This window comes from Enterovibrio nigricans DSM 22720, assembly GCF_900167155.1.
GTDB lineage: Bacteria > Pseudomonadota > Gammaproteobacteria > Enterobacterales > Vibrionaceae > Enterovibrio > Enterovibrio nigricans.
The window spans coordinates 40,177-62,581 of sequence record NZ_FUXU01000002.1 but is presented as its reverse complement, the minus strand read 5'-3'; the positions used below and the strand labels follow the sequence as shown (position 1 = coordinate 62,581).

The window sequence follows — 22,405 nt, the reverse complement described above, 5'->3', positions numbered from 1 at the left end:
GCAAGAAGATATTAATCTTCGCTGAACAGATCGCCACCGTGCATGTCGATCATTTCCAACGCTTTACCACCACCACGTGCAACACACGTTAGCGGCTCTTCTGCAACAACAACTGGAATGCCTGTTTCTTCAGTCAGTAGGCGGTCCAAATCACGCAGCAGTGCACCACCGCCGGTCAGAACCATACCGCGCTCAGAAATGTCTGACGCCAGCTCTGGTGGACATTGCTCAAGGGCAACCATCACAGCAGAAACGATACCTGTTAGAGGCTCTTGCAAAGCTTCCAGAATTTCATTTGAATTCAGGGTAAAGCTACGTGGAACGCCTTCAGCCAGGTTACGGCCGCGCACTTCGATTTCACGCACTTCATCACCTGGGTACGCAGAACCGATTTCGTGTTTAATACGCTCTGCCGTTGCTTCACCAATCAAGCTGCCGTAGTTACGACGCACGTAGTTGATGATGGACTCATCAAAGCGGTCACCACCGATACGAACAGATGAAGAGTACACAACGCCGTTCAGCGAGATAACAGCAACTTCAGTGGTACCACCACCGATATCTACCACCATCGAACCCGTCGCTTCAGACACAGGCAGACCTGCACCGATTGCTGCCGCCATTGGCTCATCAATCAAATACACTTCACGTGCACCAGCACCCAGTGCTGATTCACGAATTGCGCGACGCTCAACTTGCGTAGAGCCGCAAGGAACAGCTACCAGCACACGAGGGCTAGGACGCATAAAACTGTGGTCGTGAACGGTTTTGATAAAATGCTGCAGCATTTTCTCAGTCACGTAAAAGTCAGCGATTACGCCATCTTTCATCGGACGAATAGCAGCAATATTACCCGGCGTACGGCCCAGCATTTGCTTTGCTTCATGACCGACTGCCGCAACGCTTTTTGGAGAGCCTGCACGATCTTGGCGAATTGCGACAACAGACGGTTCGTCAAGAACGATCCCTTGCCCTTTAACATAGATAAGCGTGTTTGCTGTTCCTAGATCAATAGACAGATCGTTAGAGAACATGCCACGAAGTTTCTTGAACATAGTCTTCGGTTAATCCTGCAAGCTATAAAATTCTTCAAATTCCGCTAAATGTACCAACGCAGACGGGGCGCGGCAAGGTGATGATCTACAAACCTGAATGAGATCAGTTTTTTTTTTCATTCCCCTGTCAAAGTGATGCTTTTTTCACCTTTATAGATAAGTCGATCACTTCCTCGATAATGCCCGTACGTTACCAAGCCAGAGGTTTTTTTCAATTCAGTGGCACTTTCCCAGCCATATTGCAGCCAAGGTTGCTCGATAAAACCGGATATTGGGGTTTCATCCACTTCACAGCCAACGGCCAGACATTGCCAGAATCGGAACTGCTCCCGAAATGGGACCGCCTTATTGCCCTGCTGTGGCACGACTTTAAGGTTATATACACCTTGTGATACAGACTCTTTGCCTTCTGCCGTTGAGCCATTTTGCCACTGGATTTGAGTTTCAATGTTTTTGCTGTTGCTGACCAGTTGATCTCGGAGACTACCAGCAAGATGGACAAAAGAAGCATTGTCTCTCACATTGGTCTCAAAATGGCTACCGTTCCAGTATTCGACGATAACAGGCAGCATTTGTTCCCCAGAAAAATCCTGCGTTTCGGTAAAACCACCAATTCGCATCCTGCCGAAGAAAAATGGGCCTTCTGCGATTTGTGCTCCAAATGTGGTTTCACCGGGTTTTATTACTGATTTCGAACAGCCTAAATCACTGTCGTTGGCACATAGTTCAAATGCCGTATTATCTCTGTCGTTCGTCGCAACGCCCACAGCAAAGCGCAGTGGCGCAAAGGGTCCATCTTCCCTATTGCCCTTTCGTATCATCATGTTGCCAGAAACTTTCACCTCGCTGACCCCACCCGTACCCGCAGCCCATCGCGCGCTGTTTAAACGGGCACCATCCCAACGCGAACTAAGATCTGTCCCGTCGTAAGGGTAGTGTTCAACTGAGTCAATCACCCAGTCTTCAAACTTAGCTTTATCCGTTGCCCCAGTATAGCGGTGATAATTACTGACAGGCTTATCGTTAATATCCATGGCGTGAATGCTGAACTCACCCGAGAAGGGCTGATCTAGGTAGGTGAAGCCATTACCGTCTTCATCATACGCTGCGTCAACACCACGTTTGAACTCGGATGCGATGCCAAAGTGCGAAGGATAAAATCGGCCAACTTCGCGTTCACTTGGCGTCACTTCCATTCCCAAATACGTCGAACCTAGCTTGGAATAGAACCGATAGGTGCCAACATCGTCAACCGCAATACCGGTAAATTTATATCGGCCATTCACGGCTTCCGTATGCGCTTTTGAAAATTCACCAATTGTCACACTCTCCCCTCCGGGTGGAGAGCTAATGGCAGCAGTAGGGCTGAGTGCGACTGTCGTTGGCGGTGCATCACTCTTCCAAAAATTCGGTGTGTCTGCCCATTTATTAACCAAACAGTGCTCACTTCGCCATGGAATGATGCTCGCCGCTTTAGGGCCTACCATATGGTCTTTACTCCAAATGATAGGCCTAAGAGCAAGATTGAAACGTTCTCCTGCTCTCAAAAATGGACGTTCTAAGCCGATATCTTCCTCGTCGGGAAGCACTGTACCCGCATTGCAAATCGCCAATGTATATGGGCGCGCATAAATATTGGCTCGTCCTTTTTCTGGTGGGGTTTCAGGCTTAGGTCGACGCTGATTTTCTGCATCTAATGCATCATCCGCATTTGGGGATAAGGCAACCTCTAAGTCGACACTGACATGTCCAGCATCAAAGTAGTTGACCTCTAACTGGCCTTCGCCATTTTTAAAGTCAACCCCCGTCACACCATTTGGATCATCTGTTTCATTACCATTAACAAGAGCCTTTTTAGTCCCGCTCTTTGGGCGTTCATAATTCGTTGTCGTGGTGAAGAAGATTTTGCCTTGAATGCTGTCTTCCGTTTCGCAAAGTCCAGCTCCCACTGATTTCACTGCCTTTATTGGTGCAGAGGCACCTTTACCCGCAATAATTTCAATCGGACGGCCGTTATTAACCGTATAACCGGAGGGAGAAAAAGAGTATGGACCCGCAGAGCCGATCAATTCTTTGACGTTAATCGAGGAAGGAACAAAAGAACCAACAACATCAATACTTCCTCCCATACCAGCGAGAAGCAAGCTTGCCTGACCGTCTTTCAGCATTACGTTGTCTATTCTTTTAGGATGACAGGTATCACTGGCGTCATTGGGATTAATCCAACATGCATCATCATTTTTAGAAGAAATAGCCACACTGAGCAGCCCTTCAGCCTGCGAATTTAAATTCCCATTACTGTCTTTGACGCTAAAAGAAATTGCGATTTTTTCGCAAGCAGAAGCCGCATAGGTTTCAGGTGAAATATGAAGCTGCTCTCCATACAACTCCCCTGAATATATTATTTCCGATTCTCCCAGCATGAATAGCTGTCGAGCAGTAACCGAGCCAAACAACCGTCCACCGAAGGGGATTTCAACCACACCTGAAGAGTAAATATATGTCTTTATATTTGATGTCGTATTAAAGGTAAACTTGTCCTCTTTAGGAACGGTTGGCGCAGCATAAGGGTCATAGTTCTCTTCAATTTTTTGATTGTGATGATAAAAGACCAAGTTTCTAGGCTGGCCATTCGCATTCACATCGTTGTCACCCCATGCTGAAAACTGGTTTAGATGAATATTAACCACACCATTTACAACGATATTTGCTTGGCTATTTAAGTCTAAAGACCCAAAGTAATATGTTCCCGCTTCAAGAATAAGTGTCGACCGATTATTAACCCTATAACTCGAAAATTTATTACTTGATGGACCAAGCGTACACTTCGTTTCAGCCTGACAAGAGCCCGACACTTTCCCATATTCTTTTGAACTGAGAAGCTTTAATTCTAAATTAGTGGCTCGATGGTTCGGTTCATGTGTACAAATGAATTTACTAAACCCATCAGTACATAAATTGTTTGCCCATATAGAGTTGTGATAGCCCTCGAAGCCAACGTTAATTTTATTTTGGCCAAACCACTCTACGCTAGCATTCGAACCGTGAAACGAAAATTGTGTTTTACTCATACCTTTCGGGGCCTGCACAGGCCCGGGGAAAAGGTTGTCGACTTTATTCGCCGCAGTATAAAAAGACATAAGAGCCAAAAGCAGTACAAGATACTTTTTCATTTTCACTCGACTCCTTTTGCCCAACTTTCCTGAACACGAACCACGCCGAATTGCGCACTACCACATTGGCCTTTGCTGGTGATCAAGTATTGCTCAACATCGCCCGCAACCACGTCACAACCGACGGTCGCGGAGCAACCATTCAGTCCAGCAGCCGAAAAGTTAATGGGCTTTCCTGCAACCGTCAGCGTATTACATGCTTGCCGGGCGACAACCGCTTCGGTATCGGTAGCCGCTGGGTCTGTGGCAAGCGGAAACAACTTTGTCATCGCATACTCTGTACCACTGTTGGCGGCAAACCATGCACGCGTCCCCAATACTTCGCGCGTCGTCGTGTCTTTTTGCGACCAGTTAATTTGCATCAGGGCAGCTCCCAGCGCAGCCATCGCCGTCATTGCGAACACCGCAATAATGAGCATACTTCCGCGCTGTGCATGGGGTGAAGGATGAAAGTTAGGGCGCATTCATCACCTGAATATGCTGGTTGTAAACGGACACTTCATTACCTTGAGCAAAGCGATAGTGAATCCTCAACATGTTAGAGCGCGAGAGTGATTCTGTGTCGAGCGAGAAGTCGCTACCAGTTTGTAGCCCCTCAGCCAATACCACCGCATCCCCACTGCCTTCTTGACGCGTTAAAGCACCGCTTGTGATATCAAAACAAAAATTGACAGCATCTTTATAGATATAGAAACGTTGAGACGGGCTTTCGGCTGGCCACTCTTTGGATGTATCTCGTGCAAGGGTGAGCTCATTACCAGTAGCGTTCACCGAAGTAATGGCATAGCTTTGCGTACTGCCATCATTGAGGTCACGGGGTACCATTGGCAGGAAAGCGATACGGTAACCGCCTTTATTTATCGCACCTATCCAGTTCGTCCCCGTCTTAGACATAGTGATGGAAAGCGTCGCGACATCGGGCACCCTTTCAGAGTAAAAGCCCGTATATTGTATCGGCGTGTAACGCACGCATCGATCGTTATCAGAAATCAGCAGACTGCCCGGCACGGCGTGGCGAATTTCTCGCCCAAGGCGCTCAACGACAAAACGGGCCTGAGACTGGAGTGCTTCGCGGCTTTTGGCCTCCACATAGCCTTGAGCTCCGGATTCTAAAAAGCCTGAAATGCCGATGGAGACAATCGCCAGAATCGTCAAGGTGACGATAATTTCAATCAGGGTGAACCCGTGCTGACGAGGCATCAGAAATTGCCTCGATAAGCAGAGAAGTCGTAGCGACCAAAACGTCCTGTATCCACGGTTACATCAACACGTTTGTAGAGAAACTCACTCGTCGCATCGCCAGAAAATGGGGTGGCGTCATAGACCACATTGATATCCACGGTGAAGCCCGAAAAGTCAGAGGCAAGTCCGCCGACGAGACCGTCTAACGTGCCACGATAATCTTGCGTGCACGCGGCTTTAACGCCCCAACAGCCGATATAGTCTTCCACAGCGACGAAGTTATTGTGCGAAATCCCCGCGAGATTACGTGAGCACTGAGGTATCGGATCGGGCGACAATATATTTTTGTTTCGTACCGCGGCGGCATTTTCATCGCAGCGCCAACGGCTACCATCTGCATCGCTGTTTTGATCAAACTGCCTAGCAAGCACGTCTGTCATTACGGCCTGACCTAACGCGGCGGCACGTGCTTCGTAATGCGGGTCAGCCGATTTCGCGAACATGGGAAACAAGGTGGTGCTCATTAACACCAAAGCAACACCAAACACAACAATGCCGATAACGAGTTCCACCAGCGTATAGCCACGCTGATCGTAAGCATTCCGATGAGATTGTTCAGCTACAGGCATAGAAATAGCCCTCGCTGTTTGCACAAATGCTTGCAGAGGCATTGCCTTGAGAAAAGGTAATTTTGCACGTATTTGCAGTGCAGGTTGGACGACCCAGTAAATCAAACGCAATGGATGCAGGTCCCGATGCTTTGACATCAGAGTTTGAAAGATTCACAACATCACTGCGATTATCACTGTATCCACAGCGAGAAGCAGCACTGCCGCCCAAGCGGGTGGCAGTGATGCTCAAGGCAAAACAGCTATCAGACGGTGTCTCTTGCTGCATTGCCCTGAGTTGGACTTGCCTGACAACAGACAAGCCCGTATCCCGCGCACTGGTCACTGAAAACGCTTCAGTTCCCGACAGGCGCGGTGCGGCAAACACACTAACAATACCGAGGATCACCAACACAGTGATCAGCTCGATAAGAGTAAAGCCTTTAGACACCTATGGCGAACAAGTGTCAATTTCAATCCCTGGTTTAGCACCAGAAGTAGCCGCTGGCGTATAAATTACGCACTTAGAGCCGCGATCCGCAGCTGCTTCAAAGTTAAATTCAACTGCATCAGCTGCAGCAGTACCACCCTTGACAGCAGTGAAATCATCCGTATCAATAAGTGAAACAATACCGTTTGCACTTCCATCAGGATATTCGTTTTGTATACCTGTTGCATCACCAGAAATTTTGAACTCAGCGTGCTTCATATTTGCAGCACTAGCAATGGCACCTTTCAGGCCCTCCAGTACTCCAGTTTTCGCTGAGTCGGTCATATCCAGATACTTAGGTGCAGCTGTGACCGCCAAAATACCCAAAATTACAATTACCACGATCATTTCGATCAATGTGAAACCGCCTTGACGTTTCATTTTACTTCTCCTGTCTTACTCAATAGCTCTACCCGCCCAGAAGCGGGATAGTAAGCAAAAACATGACGCGCCAGTGTGGCTGACGAATCATCTCCCCAAAAACCGGCGCGCACCGGTCTTTCAAATCGGCAATAGGGGCTGGCACTGATACCTTTGTCCTTGGCCACTATCGCTCGAACTGTTGGCTGAATGCGTGTAAACGCCTTCGGCCGTGAATCATTATCCAGCCAGTAAGACTGGCCGGTTAGCGCAGAAAAAAGTGCGCCGCAATCTTTCGACGACAAGCTTTGCAGGGTAAGTGCGCCATCTTTGAGCGCAAAAGGATGCCCTGCTTGCTTGTCGTTTTGATGCGTCAGTCGGAAGGAAACACCGTCCAATGACACCATATCGTGTTGCCTATCAATAGGTTGCAAAGTGGCTCGCATTTGCACGTTTTTCACGCTTCCGGCAAAGGCATTTGCCAGATAGCGAAACTCCACATCATCGGCATAATCTACAACCCGATCGAATAGCGGGATTGCAGCGATACCAAGAATCCCAATCACTATCGAGATCAGTCCCCACTCGACAACGGTTTTATCAAAACGCAGCACATTACCCACCACGCATCAGGTCAAGCATGTTCCACATCGGCAGGAAAATACCCAATGCCAAAATCAGCACCATGCCCGCCACAACAATCAGCAAAATAGGCTCGATGCGTGCAGACAATGTTTTTAAGTCGTAATCCACTTCGCGATCGTAAAAATCGCTGGCTTCCAGCAGCAGGTTGTCGATTTGCCCTGTCTCTTCGCCCACTTGAATCATCTGATGCACAAGCGGTGTAAAGAGCTTGCTGTCTGCGGTGACCGAACTCAGGTTCATGCCCGATTCAATCGCCCCTTTCATTTTGTCGACTTCGCCGGCGAGAAAGTGGTTATCCAAGGCTTCGCCTGACATCTGAAGTGCCGTATTAAGCGGTACGCCTGCGCGTAGCATCAACGCAAAGGTCCGCGAAAAACGGCTCATCAAGGCGCGGTTGAGCAACGGACCGACAATCGGTAACCTAATTTTAAATCGGTCCCAACGAACCCTTCCTTGCTCGGTGTTCTTCCAAACCTGCCATCCGGCAAAAGAACAAACCGTGGAAATGACCAGTAGCCACCAGTAGTTCACGAAAAAGCTCGATGTCGCCATTAAGATCTTGGTTGGCAACGGAAGATCAGAGCCAAACTTGGCGAACATCCCAACAAACTGCGGCACCACTTTCACATTCAAAAAAGCGATTGCTCCAATGATCACTATCAGCACAAAACTGGGGTAACGCAGTGCTGACTTGATGCGGCGCCGGGTTTCAATTTCCTGCTCGTAGTACTCAGCCAGTTGCAACATGGCATCATCAAGACGGCCTGTGTTTTCCCCAACCTGAATGAGGGACACAAACAGCTCGCTGAACACCCGAGGATGATCCCGCATGGCTGATGACAGCGGGCGGCCGTTAGAAAGCTCGCTACCGACTGAATGCAATGCCTCTTTCAACACCGGATCGACCGTACTGTCCGTCAGCCCTTTAATCGCACGTAACAAAGGCACACCCGCTTTGGTCAGGCTGTACATTTGTCGACACAAAATGACGATCGCATCCAATTTCACTTTGCGCTGAAACAGACTCACCGACGGTTTGGCCTGTTTGACCCGCGCCGTTGTCTGCTCCAGCGATAATAAAATCTTTCCCGAGCTGGCAATCGCCGCCATGGCTTCACGCTCGCTCGCGGCTTCCAATACTTCCGTGACACGTTTGCCTTGGGCCGTACGTGCGGTATAGCGGTAGCGCGCCATCAGGCAATCGCCATCGACAACGATGCACCTTCAGAGAGCTTCATCGCCTCTTCCAACGACGTTTGCCCTTGTTTTGCAAATGCCAATGCCGAGTGCACAAGCGGCAGATAGCCAGGCTGTTGCTCTGCCAGTAGGGCGAACGCACGCGTGTCATTACCACGCAGCGCATCCATTAAATCTGGTGTAATTTCAAGTAGTTCAAATACGCCAATACGGCCTTTGTATCCCGTAAAATTGCAACGCTGACAACCTCGCCCCTTGTAGAAACTTGTACTGACGGCATCAGTACCAAGGGTACTTAACCAAACTTGCTCATCCGCCTCTGCCGGATGCGGCACCTTGCAATCAGGACAAATTTTCCGAATAAGACGTTGCGCTAATACAGCCCTCACTGAACTCGCGACCAAATAACCGGGCGCTTCCATATCCAGAAGACGCAGCGTACTGTCGATAGCATTGTTCGTGTGCAGGGTTGATAACACCAAGTGACCCGTTAGCGAGGCACGAAGGCCTATCTCAACGGTCTCTAAATCACGCATCTCACCGACCAAAATGATGTCGGGATCCTGACGTAAAAAAGTGCGCAAGGCCGAAGAGAATGTCAGGCCAATCTTGCTGGCGATTTGTACCTGACTGATCCTCGGCAGACGGTATTCCACTGGATCTTCTGCCGTGAGGATCTTTTTCCCCGGCACGTTTAGCTCATTCAGTGCCCCATAAAGCGTGGTGGTTTTCCCTGACCCCGTTGGGCCGGTCACCAAGATCATACCGTGCGGGCGTTTGAGCTGGGCACGAAAACGCACAAGCATCTGTGGATCCATACCTACATCTTCGAGTTGAAGTATGCCCGCAGACTGATTGAGCAGACGCATAACAACGGACTCACCGTATTGCACTGGCAAGGTGGAAACACGGACATCAATGGCGTTACCGCGTACATTGATGTTGAACCTGCCATCTTGTGGCAGACGCTTTTCAGAAATGTCCATGCCGCTCATGAGCTTAAGACGGAGCACCAACGCAGATGCGACAGACTGTTCTTTAAGCAGCGTTTCATGGAGTACACCATCAATTCGCTGACGAATGCGGAGCGTATCTGCATCCGGCTCAATATGAATATCGGACGCATTCACCTGAACAGCATCTTCAAACAACGAGTTGATCAGTTTAACGACGGTGACTTCTTCAGATTGATCGTCTTCTGCGCCAAACTTCTGATCCAACTTCACGCCATGTTCGGCTTGAAGCCTTTCAGCAAAAGAGGCGATTTCACTGGTGCGGCGATAGTAGCGATCAAAGGCGTCGAGAAGCGGTTGCTCAGCGACCACCATCAGTTCAACCTGATATTGATTGAGGAGGTTCAGCACGCTTTCTTGCGCCGCAAGGTCGGCTGGATCAGACATCGCAACACGCACAGTATCTCCGACACGCCCAATCACCAGAGCTCGCAGACGACGCGCGTGCACTTCTGGTAACAGGCTGACCGCAGTCGGATCGACTTGCGTCAGGCTGAGATCAATCAGCGGTACTCCCAGTTGACGCGCAAGAAAATTGAGCATCTGGCTTTCGCTCAAGATACCCATATCAATCAGGGTGTCACCCAACTTACGACCCGTTTCTGACTGACGATTCAAAGCGGCACGAAGGTCCGCGTCAGAAATGATGCACTCTTCGACGAGCAAATCACCGAGCCTTTTACGTAACTTAATGGCCATTGTCTGCTCCTTTCGCGCTGTTGAGATACACCAGACGTTGACGAGCAAACTGCATGGATTGATTACTCAAACCGCCTGCGTCGATTGCGTTTCCGTAACTTTTCTTTGCGTGCTCAAAATCGCCGTTTCGCTCAGAAGACACGCCAGCGCCCAACCACCATCTTCCCTGCTCAGGTTCGACCTGCGTCAGCCAGTGGTAGCTGTGTTGCGCTTCACTATGGTTACCCAGTTTCTGTGCAAGGCCAGCTCGCATTGATACCATGCGAATATCGTCCACGCTCTGGCCTGAAACGGGCGAAAGCAACACATTCAGGGCTGATTCATCACGGTTATTTTGCTGGTACATTTTCGCCAGCGTCATCTTCAACGACGACGAGTTCGGATTCGCTTTGATGCCCGCACGCAGCACATTTTCTGCATCGCGCACTTGATGGCGACCATAGAGCAAACCTGCTAATTGGTTAATTGCCGTAATATGGTTTGGGTGGTAATTAACCGCATCTTTTAAGTACGCGATGGCTTGTTTGCTATCACCGATTTGTGCACGTTTTTGTGCTTTTTCGTAAGCAATCGCAGCAAGCTCTGGTCCGGATAGCTCAACCGTTTCCACGGTCAGCGAAGATGTATCATCAGTTTCAGTAACACGCGCAGGGGCTTTCGATGGTGTCACCTTTGGCGCTACTACGGCGGCATGCTGCGCTTTCGGTACAGGCGTCACAACAACCACATCACTTGCTGCCAGTTGCTTCTGAACCTCAACCGTTTCGATGTGTCGGGCAACAGGTGTTGACTCCGGCTCCGGTTTCACAACCGTAGGTTTTGATTTCGTCGGCTGACTTCGCACCACGTAATCATTGTCGTGGCTCACCACTTTTTGTGTTGGCGGCAGCTTTTGTGTTAGAGGTAAGTTTTGTGTTGCCGACACCTTTTGCGTGGCCTGCAAAGACGGTGTGATAACCGTAGAGGTTGATAGAGCAGGATCGCTCACCGCGCTCTCCACGACGTTTAGTTCCGGATGGTTCGCGCTAACCACGGATGTGTGTTCTGGTTTGTCTTGCGAGAAATGGGAGGATAGCGCCCAAACAACGCCCGAGAGACAAATCGTGATTACGCTCAAAATCAATGCCAATCGCGCAACACGAAAACGCCATGCCGTAGGCGTTGGAGCCACGCTCAGTGTGCTCTCATTGTGATTTGGCGAGGCGAGATCGCTCAGCATTTTATTCAATTCACTCATGAGATATTCCTAGCCCCAAAGCGCACGCAGTGAGGTGTGTTGCTTGGCCATTGGCGTGTCCTTGATCGCGAGTCGAACGGCAGTGCCAGATACTTTTCTCTGGCCCTTGCTATAGCTCACCAACAACGCTTTGTGGCACAGTTGATGTGCAATGCGTGGTATGCCTTGGCTGGCAACCCAAATTCGGCGTTTTGCCCAAAGACTGAATAAGCTGGCATGGGCACCTTGCTCCTCCAGACGGTGATCGATGTACGCAGACGCTTCCACAAATGTCATCGGAAACAGCTCCGCACTGAAGCTGATACGCTGAAGCAGTTGTCGCATATTGTGGTGACGCAACCGTTCATCAAGCTCTGGCTGACCAAACAAAATTTGCTGAATTAGCTTACGTTGCTCGGTTTCAAGGTTGCCCAGCAATCGAATGGCTTCCAGCACATCATCGGGCAATGCCTGCGCTTCATCGCTCAGAATAAGCACCGGTTTTTCTTCACGCATGGCCTCGATAGCGGCACGTTGAATAGCCCCTAACAGCATGTCTTGCTCAGTTTCGCTATCAATACTCAGCTCATCAGCAATCATGCGGTAAAGGCTGGCAACAGTATTCGCCGGATTGGGCAAATACACCAGCGTAAAATCGCGCGCCAACGTCTTGAGTAAATAGCGGCAAACCAGCGTTTTTCCGGTACCCACTTCGCCAGTGACTTTCATCAAGCCTTCACCCATTTTGGCTGCAGAGACGCAGGTATTAATGGCTTCGACGTGCGAGCGCAGCCCGAAAAAACATCGGGTATCCGGGGTTAAGCTAAACGGCGCTTCACGCAGGTTAAAATGGGTCAGGTACATCGATTACTGCTTAACTCTCAGGGAACCATTCGTTTAAAAGCTGGCGGGAGCGGTCAATTTCCTGTTGCCAGGTATGCTCTCCGACCACTGATGGCTGAAGTAAAATGACAAGCTCGGTTTTCTGCTTCAATCGATTGACGTTACGGAACAAATGCCCAAGTCCTGGAATATCGCCAAGAAGCGGGACTTTAGACACCTGCTCGTCATAGCTCGATTTCATCAAGCCACCGATCACAACCACATCGCCAGAGCGTGCATGAATGATGGAGTCAGACTCGCGAATAGAGGTTTTTGCCAGCGGCAAAATGTACGGCGTGGAAGAATTTCCAAGCTGGATTTCTTTGTTTTCTGTTACCACATCAATGACCGCTGGATGCACATGCAACAGCACGCCATTTTCATCGTCAATTTGCGGCGTAACATCTAATGAAATGCCAGAGAAAAAAGGAGTAAGTTCGATATTTGGCCCAGAGTCAGAGTTGTCCCCTGACGTGTCACTGGAGGAAATATCGGTAACAAAATACTCATCGCCACCCACCTTAATAACCGCTTTCTGGTTGTTCGCGGCTGTCACGCGTGGGCTTGAGAGAACATTCACATCACCTTGCGTATCTAAAAAGCTTAATACGGCAGAAAAATCGCCATCCGTGATGGTCACATTAGTTTGCCCACCGATGACATTGGAGATGAGATCGCCCACAAGATCGGTTTCTGGACGAGAAATTGAGACGCCACCACTGCCGATACTTTGCGCAATGTTGGACCAACTGATCCCTTGCTGATAGCCATCACTGAGTGTGACTTCCAAAATTTTTGCTTCAAGGATCACCTGACGCGTCAGGCGTTTTTGTGAGGCTTCCAAGAAGTTTCTGACTTCTCTGAGTTCATTGGGGAATGCTTTTACCGTGATCAGGCTAGCTTGAGGAGAAACCACAATACTGCGACCTTCATCCTCTCCAATCATCGCCGCTACCGCACGCTCTAATTGCTCCCAAAAACTGCTTTGAGCACGCGTTTCAATCACGGTGCCGCCTGTGGACACTGATGTGCGCTCAGAGGTCTCTTCACCACTGCTTGAATTGGAGGATTCTGACGCAACCGCGCCTGTGCTCACGGAGGTTAACGACACACCCGCACGTTGAAGCTGCAAATAATCGACGGTAAAAGTTTCGGTTCTCAGCGCGGCTGGGAAAATTTGGATCAATCGACCATGGGTTTCAACGTTAAAGCCATAAATGTCTGCAACCACATTCAGCGCTTCTGGTACGGTGACGTCTTTCAATGAGACCGTAATGTGTCCTTCTACGTCAGGGTGCATCACTAAATTGAAATCAGTGCCCTGAACAAGGCTGCCAAAGAAGGCTTTGGCATCAACGTTCTTAGCATTAATGCGCAAGCGTTTTTCTGAGAGAATGCCTGAACCAGACACCTCCGAGAAGTCACCCATCAGATCTTGCGTCACAGCGTCAGGCAAATCCGACAACGGTTGGCCACTGCTGGTTGCATACGCTTCATTGAGCGCAGCCTGCACTTCGGTGGGTTTCTGGTGACCGACACTTTGGCATGCTGACAGCAACAGAGCCACGGTGAGGCTGAGAACTAGCCTACTTAACATCTTCATCTTCACTGTACTACCTGCTCATTGAATATGGTCAACGACCAACGCTTATTCCCGCGCTTGAGTAACACGCGATTTTTGCTGATGGCACTGACGGCAAACCCCTTTACAATCTGCCCCTGTCGCACAGACTCTCCATCCAACACTGCGGAGCAATGCTGCTCTGACATACACAAAATAGCGTCCAGTTGTGGCAACCGTATGGCCGTTTGTGTTTGCACAAAGGCTGGTGCGCGATAGCCAAGGGGAGCCGTCGGATCAACCGCGGCAAAACAAAGGACGGGCATCAGTGAGACCACCAGTGCGCAAACGCGCTTAGAGACGTCCTTCATCGCTGCCTCCGATAAATATTTCACTTTCACCCAAGGTGTAAACTTGAATCACAACTTCGGCCAACGGGTATTCAGTGACTCGATAATCCACACTGCGCCAATAGTATTTTTCAGGTAATGCTTCCAGATCAGACAGGTACTTCACGATATCGAAATAACGTCCTGTCAGCGTTAGCTCAACGGGGTGAACAAAATAGCCTGCGTCTTTAGATTCGGTGATCTGCTTGGCAGATAGCGACGTCATAGAGACCAAGTTTAATCGTGCGGATTGTGACAACACTTTCTCGACCAAACGCGACATTTGTGGGGCGGGTACTAAGCCCGCCACTTTGGCTTGAACTTTGTCATCCAATGCAGCGATGTCTGCGTTAAGCGATGACAAACGCGCTTCCAACTCTGCGTTAGGCGAAGCGCTGAGCTTTTGTTGTTTCAGTGCATTCAGCGTCAAAATTTGTTTTGTATTCTGTGCGTTGCTCGTGAATTGGCGTTGAAGATCTGAAACCGCCTTGGTCATGGGCTCAATAAATACCAACGCCCCCGATCCCGCGATAACGAACCACCCCGCGAAAGCAATCAGCCACTTTTCGCGTGATGTCAGGGCATCAAACTTTTCTTTCAATCGCTCAAGCCACTCTTTCATTTTGTTGCCTCCTCTGCGGTGCGCTTGGAAAGCAAACTGAACGTGATGCGATCGTGCTCATCCCGTCCCAACGACATTTCTTTGAAATTAAAATGCGCTAACGCTTCTTGTGTCTGGAATGTTTTTAACCATGACGGCACAGATTCAGGCGTCGCGACCACCCCTTTCACATCTAACGTATCTTGACCTATATAGATATCAGACACGGACACATCATGACGAGAGAGTGACGCTAGGGCATTGAATGCCTGAGAGTATCCTTCCTGTGAAGCAATATCGTGCTGTTTGACGGCGGCAAGTACGCTTTTCTTCGCGGCCAATCGTTTCTCTGCTTCTGAGATGTCATTCTCAATCGCCAAAGACGGGACATGCAACTTAAGCTGACTATCCAATTGAGAAGACAAGGTTTGAGCAGTTTCCAGTTCAATATTTGAAAGCGCAACAATCTCTGTTGTCTGAGACAATTGCAGCTGTTGGTAAGCAGCCACTAACACCAACATAAAGGCCGTTGCGCCCCAACAGAACAACATTTTTTCAAACGTCAGCCAAGGAGCCTTAGGGATTAAACCTTTACTGAAAAAATTCAGGTCAGGCGAGCAAGACGCGTGATGGCCCGCCTGCACAATGTGTTGATAATGTGCACCTTCTTCAAACAAAGATTGAGGACGAACAGACACCATCAAACGCGAAGAAAGCTGGAATGCCAGCTCCGTGTCATCAACGTTCTCCACGCTGACAACCAATCCGCTGACTTGGGACGCTTTCAATTGCGGACGTAGATAATCCAGCGAACGTTGGATTTCCAACGCTAGATCATCAATCACCAATGGCTGTAACGTATTCCCGTCGAGAACAAGGCCACGGATTTGTCGCTGAAAACAGAGCTTTCCTTTATCAAAGACAGCCAGTTGAATGGCACCTTGACTGTCTCGGCTAAGCACCATCTCCGTTTTATCGAGTTTGGTCCACTGACGTAGAACCACGTCCTCAACAGTAACTAGGCTTGGTTGACAATGGCTTTTTTTCAGCTGCGCATAGAAGTGAACAAGGGCGTTTCTGTTGCACACGAAAACATGAAAACGACCTGCAATGGGTGACGCATATCCATCCGCCAACACATCAGAGGGCGATTCGGCGATAAAATCTTTGATTTGAAAAGGCAGGGCTGCGCGTTTGTCTTCATCGCTCAGTCCCGGATCATCAATTAATAACGTTTGATAGAGACCATGCCCCAATATCAGATTGATATCAGCATGATTAATGTTTAGGGCATGTAAGAGTTTTAGCGCAGCACCCCACGGTTCAGTGCCCGGCGAAAGAGACTCAGACCGGAAAATATCGGCGCTATCTGAACTGATAACAACCCGTTGTACAGATATATAAACGCTAACAACATTTTGCTGCCGAGAAGGGTTTATTCGTGCGAGAAAGGTCGAGACTGCCATCAACGTCTAAATAATGCTCAAACTTGTTAATAAGATGTTTGAAATACAGCATATTCTAACAGAAAATACGCCAAAAATTAAATCGTTATGCGACAGTTTCTTGGCGCAGTCGAGCGTTATTTGAGCGCTTATTGATAAGTATCATCTTTTCTGCCAACGCTGACGTTTTTTTGCGGCCGGATTGGCAGACAGTTCTGCACCAAAAAGGCGACCTTGACCACCTTGAATGCCCAGTTGGAGCAGTGTTTGCCACTCTTGGGCCGTTTCAACGCCAACAGCTAAAACCTCTGTTTTAGTGGGCTCGCATGCCCCCAACATGCTACGAACATACAGTTGATTCTCAGGGCGCTGATGAATATCCCTCATCAAGCTTCTGTGTAATTTCACATACTTAGGCTGAATATCTTTAAGATAGTAAGTACTAACAACCGAACGTCCTGCTTGATCAACCACCAAAGGGCAACCCAGCGCTTTCACCATTTTTAGCGTCGGTCTTACTGCATCCAAGTGTTTCACTAAGGGGGCTTCTGACACTTCGACCTGTAATCGATTCAGCATGCTACGCGGCGTTTGCAGTAAGGTGTCACGAAGCCAATATTGAAACTTTCTCTGGCGTAATGATTCTGCACAGACATTCACCGACAAGGTTTCACGCCCATCACCATTGCTCAATAGGTGAAGGGCTTTCTTAAAGACAGCGCGATCTAACGTCGTGTTCATCCCGACGAGGTCGACCCCGGTCATAAAGCGAGACGCTTTAATAATCAGACCATTTTCATCGCGGATACGTGCCAGCAATTCGATATGAAGCTCTTCGCCTTGAGCATCTTTCACCACTTGTCGGTAAATATCAGGGCCACCGGATTCAAACACGCGATAGAAAAGCGTACGCCAACGTACACTGCCTCTTGCCTCTTCAGCGACCACATCCTTCTTAAATGCGAACCAAGAACTGCTGCCTTGCAAAACAGCGCTACGTTTCGCCATCTCCGCTTCTTCCATCAAGCGCCCACGTCGTTCCCCCGCGGAGAAAAAAGTCATCCCAAGATACGCCCAGTCTTCTTTTTCTAGCGGTGCTGGCGCGGACAAGCGCCCCAACGCTTTCATCAATTGCGAGGCAAACAAACGGGCATCTTTGGCGGATTGATGCGTCAACAATATCGAAAAGTCTGCATCGTAATAGCGGGCAAGAATGGCATCAGGGAATCGCAATATTGCATTCGATATAACTGCGCTCACTTCTTTGATCCACTCGTCTGCACCCGCTTTACCCTGTTCTTGCACCAGCGCATCCCAATCCGCGATTTGCAGCATCAGGACGGCACCTTGCGCCCCTTTGTCCTGCAACACCGTTTGCAGGCGATTATCAAACATCACGCGGTTAGCCGTGCCCGTCAGTTTATCCAAAAAGGTATTAGAGCGGATGAAGGTGTCGAAACGACTGCGTTCCTGACGGGCATCTTTAAGTTCAGCGATCATTTGATCAAGGGCAATACTTGCAGTGCCGGGCCACTCATGATCGTCCCCCGTTTTCACTTCTTCGGCCCGTCCTGCGAGAATCAACCTTCCTCTGTCCTCTAAAAGCTCAGCACCGCGCAGTTGCATTCGCAACCAACGGATCCCCCAAGACAGTGCAAGTACAATGACAAAAATGGCTAAAGACAACGAAGACATCGCGCCAATGGAATAGGCAAAGTTGGCATACGTCGGCACGGACTTTATCGCGATATAAAAACCGGGGTTGTTAGGTAGGTCATAGCGGTGCTCAATCAAATCAAGTGGACGCCCCGCGGTCTGAATCTGTTCATATCGAAACAACAATCCCGTATTGCTGCGGATCTCCATTTCGACCACATCACTGGCCTTGAGCACCCGCGGAAGCCAATGGCCGATGGTCTCATCCGGTTTGGGGTTCGATATCGCGTCATCAATTTCAGTGACGACATTGCTCAGGTAATGTTCGAGAAAGTCCGCTCCCAGCTTTCGGAAGCTGACGGCGCCGCCAATAAAGAGCACAAACATGGCGCATACAACGATCAATGTAACGAAAGCAACCAATCGGTTGGTCAGCTTCATCCCTGCAACTTTTCTCATTCAACTTCCACTTTCAGGCCGTGTGCATTTTCATTTTTCGTCCTTCGAGACGATACAGTAAAGCAATGGACACTTTAAAATGTTGATGGATTCTTGGCTTTTTACCAAAGATAGTAATTTATAAGGTGACAATGAACGAAGTTAGGTGATAACCGCTTTATTCATGTATTTAGCTATATTATCGTGCTTCCAGAACGGAAAGTGAATGCAAAGTCGATACTCGTTGGAATGAATCATTAGATGGATTGGATCACCTGCGCAAAAAGTTACATCACTGTTGTCGACATGGGCTCTCTTGCTCAGGCAGCCACGAAGCTGAACACATCAAGTTCTGCACTCTCTAAACGCTTGGCGTGGTTGGAAAACCAGCTAGGCGTACAACTTCTGAAACGTACCACTCGTCAATTAACCATGACAGATGCAGGCAAGCTGTTTTACCAGCGTGGAAAGCTGCTGATCGATGATTGGAATCAATTGGTGTCCGAAACCACGTCCACCTATGGCGAAGTCAGTGGCGTACTAAGAATAGGGGCCCCTCTAGCCACTGGCAGTCGCCTGTTAGTGAACAACATTGGTGAATTCCTTGCCGCCTACCCTAACATTCAGGTAGAGCTCCATACGTTAGCACCCGGTCAGCTTCCCGACCCCAACTTGGACATTGTCGTCACTCGTGAGTTGGCAGATTTTAACTCTGCCAGTTTTATTGCGACCAAGCTATTCGATTTCCAGCCACGCTTTTTCGCTTCGCCAGCGTACCTAGCACAGCACTCGCCCATATTGAGTCCAGAGCAGTTGCTGCTACACAACTGCCTCTTGTTTGGTTCAAGTAGCCACCCACAAGAGCACGACTTTGAGCATGGTGTTAAATTGAGGCTAACAGGCAATTTTGTCTCCCCGAACCCTGAAGCTTTGGTCAACGCTGCCGTGGCGGGGCTAGGGATTATTTTGGTCGGGGATGTCACGATAAGAAAAGAGCTTGATCAGGGACTGCTTGTTCCTGTGTTGCCGAATGTACGTCAACCTAAAAGTGCCGCTTATGCGTATTACCCTAAGCTAGAATACAACCATACTAAGACGCGTTTGTTCATAGACTTCATCAAACAAAAGGTTGCGCCATAACGACGAAAAGCACCAACACGCACACCTATGCCGCATAAAAAAACAAAGCCCCGCAGAGTGCGGGGCTTGTAAACAATATTGACGTTCGAAAATTAGAACGGGATATCGTCGTCGAAATCTGGCATATCGTTGTACTGCTGTTGCGGCGGCTGCTGAGGTGCTTGCTGCTGCTGAGGCGCTTGTTGCTGATATGCAGGCTGTTGAGGTTGGCCCCAACCACCTTGCTGTTGCTGGTTGTTTTGCTGTTGCATTGGTTGGCCTTGGCCCATACCACCGCCAGCACGGCTGTCCAGCATTTGCATTTCGTTCGCAACGATTTCTGTTGTGTAACGATCTTGACCGTCTTGACCCTGCCACTTACGCGTTTGCAGGCGACCTTCCAAGTACACTTTTGAGCCTTTTTTCAGGTACTCACCCGCGATTTCAGCAAGACGACGGTACATGACAACACGGTGCCATTCCGTCATTTCTTTGTTTTCGCCAGTGTTCTTATCGCGCCATGTTTCAGAGGTCGCAATAGTTAGATTGGCCACCGCACCGCCATTTGGCAGATAGCGAACCTCAGGATCGTTACCCAGGTTGCCAATAAGAATTACTTTGTTTACACCACGGCTGGCCATATTTTGCTCCCAAACCATTTTGAGCGCGCCATCCACTAAGGTGCGCACCGAACAATTAAACGGCGATGATACCAGAAGCCGCTATATCCGTCATAGGCTTTCACACGAAACTTTGGAGTCACCCAGCCTTGAATGTAACCATTGCATCAGATCATAATCTGCGGTGGAGATGACAGCGATGATGTGCAATTTGTATTAGACTAAAAGTGAAACTGGTAGCAGTGTCGCATCAATAACTTAATTAGAAAGTTATATAAATGATACGAATGTCAGGTTTAATGCGCTTTAAAATGCAGCGAGTCATGCTTTCTCTTGTTTTGGCCGCACGCGCGAGAAAGGAAATTTGCAACGTTTACATTAAAAGCATTTAGGGATACACATGCAAACCATTGAGACCACATCTGATAGATACACAATTTTGCTCGTTTCTGAACCCAGTATGACGATCACTGCGTTGATTTCATGCTTGGAAAAGGAAATTGATAGCAGTGTAATATTGGTGGAAAAGCAAGAGATTGGAGACAAACTTGCTACTTCTTCAGGATTGGTGTTGATCGACTTAAGTGCTTTCGAAGGTGACACGGTGAACTTTGTAAAACAAAGTCTTTCACCCTTTAGTGATCAGCATGTCTTTGCGCTTTTCAACGCACACGACCTCTCAGCCAAAGAGCTGGCAAGTTGGCCGTTTATAAAAGGCGTCTTTAAGAAAGAAGACGATCTTGAGCACCTTTGTCATGGCATTGAGAAAATGTTGTCTGGTGAATACTGGCTACCACGACAAAAGCTTGCTGAGCTTATTCACTACTATCAACAGAACAACAGCAACGCCATCGATTATTCCGATATTTGCCTTACCAACCGTGAGCAGCAAATCTTGCGCAAGCTTGTCACTGGCGCATCAAACAGCGAAATCGCCGATAGCCTCTTTGTGTCGGAACATACCGTGAAATCGCATCTCTATAACATCTTCAAAAAAATCAATGTGAAGAACCGTGTTCAAGCTGTCTTTTGGGCTAAGAATAACCTGTCTGTCATTGGGTTAGACTACCAAGGCTAATGATGTTTTGTTGAGAGGGCGACCTCTCAGCCCCCCCATTTTCTTTTCGACACAGCACTAGGCTGCATCTCGGTTGCTTGCGTCGGCACGCCTCGATGCTTGCACCTTTCTCGTTCCTCACTCACCTTTGATACAGTTTTCTCATCCGGTCTGATAAAGAATGTCAATACAAATACTAGGATGGTTTGGGGCTTTGCGTGCGTATCGTCCAGCGCCAAAATCATCTAAAAAAAGGACCCTGTAGCATCCTCTTACAGTGCTGCAGCTCGCACAGTTGGCTCGCAATAGACGTAAGCGTAAAGGCTAGCAAAGGACAACGGTATTATGGCGACAATAAATGGAACATCTAACGACGACACGCTCGACGGCACAGCCGACGCAGATTTCGTAAATGGTCTCGGCGGCAATGACAGAATTATTGGCTTTGGTGGTGATGATGAAATCAACGGCGGAGGCGGTAACGATTTTCTGATCGGCGGTCGAGGCAATGATATTTTGACTGGTGGCTCGGGCAATGATTTCCTCGGGGGTGGGTTTGATAATGACACCCTCTACTGCGGCTCTGGTGACGACACCCTAATGGGGGGAGATGGTGACGACGTACTGTATGCCAACTCTGGAAACGATCGGCTGTTTGGTGGCGACGGACATGATCGCCTGATAAGCGGTACTGGGAATGACTTTCTCATCGGCGGTGAAGGCGAAGACATCTTCCACTTCGAGAGCATCTTGGGTGCGGGTACGGGAAATGACCGTATTGTCGATTTTGAAATCGGTACCGACAGCATCCTCATCAGAGGAACGGGTGATACTGGTTTCGCAGACCTCGATATCGCACAACAAGGCGTCACCACGGTCATTACACTCGCGGACGGCGGTGTCATCACGCTCAACAATACAGTGGCAACGGACCTTTCCGCTTCAGACTTCCTAATTGTCTGAATTAGGCGGTCTATACTCAAGGCAACCTGTCTGTAT

General features: G+C 48.9%; 21 protein-coding genes. 3 read left to right on the top strand and 18 right to left on the bottom strand.

Annotated elements, in window-relative coordinates:
* Window positions 1-11 precede the first annotated feature (11 nt).
* The 17 genes from mreB to csrD all read right to left on the bottom strand — a co-directional run bounded on the left by mreB (window position 12) and on the right by csrD (window position 18,631).
* Window positions 12-1,055 (bottom strand): rod shape-determining protein MreB, encoded by a 1,044-nt coding sequence (gene mreB, locus B5D35_RS01025; protein ID WP_002537278.1) that lies wholly within the window; start codon window positions 1,053-1,055, stop codon window positions 12-14.
* A 116-nt stretch (window positions 1,056-1,171) separates the two neighbouring features.
* The gene (locus tag B5D35_RS01020; RefSeq protein WP_244556471.1) at window positions 1,172-3,745 is read right to left on the bottom strand and encodes a DUF6701 domain-containing protein; all 2,574 of its coding nucleotides are present in this window, start codon (window positions 3,743-3,745) and stop codon (window positions 1,172-1,174) included.
* A 485-nt stretch (window positions 3,746-4,230) separates the two neighbouring features.
* The gene (locus B5D35_RS01015) at window positions 4,231-4,692 is read right to left on the bottom strand and encodes an MSHA biogenesis protein MshP (protein ID WP_078750765.1); all 462 of its coding nucleotides are present in this window, start codon (window positions 4,690-4,692) and stop codon (window positions 4,231-4,233) included.
* Complete coding sequence (locus B5D35_RS01010) at window positions 4,682-5,428, bottom strand: PilW family protein (protein WP_078750764.1); 747 nt, start codon at window positions 5,426-5,428, stop codon at window positions 4,682-4,684. The genes B5D35_RS01015 and B5D35_RS01010 overlap by 11 nt, the downstream gene beginning before the upstream one ends.
* Window positions 5,428-6,039 carry a type IV pilus modification PilV family protein gene (locus B5D35_RS01005; protein ID WP_078750763.1) on the bottom strand — a complete coding sequence of 204 codons (612 nt, stop codon included), beginning with the start codon at window positions 6,037-6,039 and terminating at the stop codon, window positions 5,428-5,430. The genes B5D35_RS01010 and B5D35_RS01005 overlap by 1 nt, the downstream gene beginning before the upstream one ends.
* Window positions 6,026-6,469, bottom strand: coding sequence for a type II secretion system protein (locus tag B5D35_RS01000; protein ID WP_078750762.1), 444 nt, complete (start codon window positions 6,467-6,469; stop codon window positions 6,026-6,028). Before B5D35_RS01000 ends, B5D35_RS01005 begins: the two co-directional genes overlap by 14 nt.
* Window positions 6,470-6,889, bottom strand: a complete 420-nt coding sequence (locus B5D35_RS25190; RefSeq protein WP_078750761.1) for a type II secretion system protein — start codon at window positions 6,887-6,889, stop codon at window positions 6,470-6,472. It abuts the gene before it with no gap.
* Complete coding sequence (locus B5D35_RS00990) at window positions 6,886-7,482, bottom strand: hypothetical protein (protein ID WP_078750872.1); 597 nt, start codon at window positions 7,480-7,482, stop codon at window positions 6,886-6,888. Before B5D35_RS00990 ends, B5D35_RS25190 begins: the two co-directional genes overlap by 4 nt.
* A gap of 1 nt (window position 7,483) precedes the next feature.
* Entirely contained in the window at window positions 7,484-8,707 is a 1,224-nt protein-coding gene (locus B5D35_RS00985) for a type II secretion system F family protein (protein ID WP_078750760.1), read from the bottom strand.
* Window positions 8,707-10,422 (bottom strand): GspE/PulE family protein, encoded by a 1,716-nt coding sequence (locus B5D35_RS00980; RefSeq protein WP_078750759.1) that lies wholly within the window; start codon window positions 10,420-10,422, stop codon window positions 8,707-8,709. The genes B5D35_RS00985 and B5D35_RS00980 overlap by 1 nt, the downstream gene beginning before the upstream one ends.
* Window positions 10,412-11,659, bottom strand: a complete 1,248-nt coding sequence (locus tag B5D35_RS00975; protein ID WP_078750758.1) for a tetratricopeptide repeat protein — start codon at window positions 11,657-11,659, stop codon at window positions 10,412-10,414. Before B5D35_RS00975 ends, B5D35_RS00980 begins: the two co-directional genes overlap by 11 nt.
* Before the next feature lie 9 nt (window positions 11,660-11,668).
* The gene (locus B5D35_RS00970) at window positions 11,669-12,502 is read right to left on the bottom strand and encodes an ExeA family protein (protein WP_078750757.1); all 834 of its coding nucleotides are present in this window, start codon (window positions 12,500-12,502) and stop codon (window positions 11,669-11,671) included.
* 10 nt (window positions 12,503-12,512) lie between these two features.
* Window positions 12,513-14,123 (bottom strand): pilus (MSHA type) biogenesis protein MshL, encoded by a 1,611-nt coding sequence (gene mshL, locus B5D35_RS00965; protein WP_078750756.1) that lies wholly within the window; start codon window positions 14,121-14,123, stop codon window positions 12,513-12,515.
* A 2-nt stretch (window positions 14,124-14,125) separates the two neighbouring features.
* Complete coding sequence (locus B5D35_RS00960; protein ID WP_078750755.1) at window positions 14,126-14,452, bottom strand: MSHA biogenesis protein MshK; 327 nt, start codon at window positions 14,450-14,452, stop codon at window positions 14,126-14,128.
* Entirely contained in the window at window positions 14,436-15,092 is a 657-nt protein-coding gene (gene pilO / locus B5D35_RS00955; RefSeq protein WP_078750754.1) for a type 4a pilus biogenesis protein PilO, read from the bottom strand. Before pilO ends, B5D35_RS00960 begins: the two co-directional genes overlap by 17 nt.
* A complete protein-coding gene (locus B5D35_RS00950; protein ID WP_078750753.1) occupies window positions 15,089-16,537 on the bottom strand; it encodes an MSHA biogenesis protein MshI in 1,449 nt (482 codons plus the stop codon). Before B5D35_RS00950 ends, pilO begins: the two co-directional genes overlap by 4 nt.
* A gap of 141 nt (window positions 16,538-16,678) precedes the next feature.
* Window positions 16,679-18,631: an RNase E specificity factor CsrD gene (csrD, locus tag B5D35_RS00945; protein WP_078750752.1), complete on the bottom strand. Its 1,953-nt coding sequence runs from the start codon at window positions 18,629-18,631 to the stop codon at window positions 16,679-16,681.
* A 240-nt stretch (window positions 18,632-18,871) separates the two neighbouring features.
* Here csrD and B5D35_RS00940 point away from each other — a divergent pair, with 240 nt between their 5' ends.
* Window positions 18,872-19,750, top strand: a complete 879-nt coding sequence (locus B5D35_RS00940; RefSeq protein ID WP_078750751.1) for a LysR family transcriptional regulator — start codon at window positions 18,872-18,874, stop codon at window positions 19,748-19,750.
* 92 nt (window positions 19,751-19,842) lie between these two features.
* Here B5D35_RS00940 and B5D35_RS00935 read toward each other — a convergent pair whose 3' ends face one another.
* Window positions 19,843-20,370: a single-stranded DNA-binding protein gene (locus B5D35_RS00935; protein WP_078750871.1), complete on the bottom strand. Its 528-nt coding sequence runs from the start codon at window positions 20,368-20,370 to the stop codon at window positions 19,843-19,845.
* Window positions 20,371-20,749: 379 nt separating this feature from the next.
* On the opposite strand from B5D35_RS00935, the gene B5D35_RS00930 reads away from it, so the two are divergent.
* Together B5D35_RS00930 and B5D35_RS00920 are read left to right on the top strand one after the other, a co-directional pair.
* Entirely contained in the window at window positions 20,750-21,427 is a 678-nt protein-coding gene (locus tag B5D35_RS00930) for a LuxR C-terminal-related transcriptional regulator (protein ID WP_067419665.1), read from the top strand.
* Window positions 21,428-21,751: 324 nt separating this feature from the next.
* The gene (locus B5D35_RS00920; RefSeq protein WP_078750749.1) at window positions 21,752-22,369 is read left to right on the top strand and encodes a calcium-binding protein; all 618 of its coding nucleotides are present in this window, start codon (window positions 21,752-21,754) and stop codon (window positions 22,367-22,369) included.
* Window positions 22,370-22,405 lie beyond the last annotated feature (36 nt).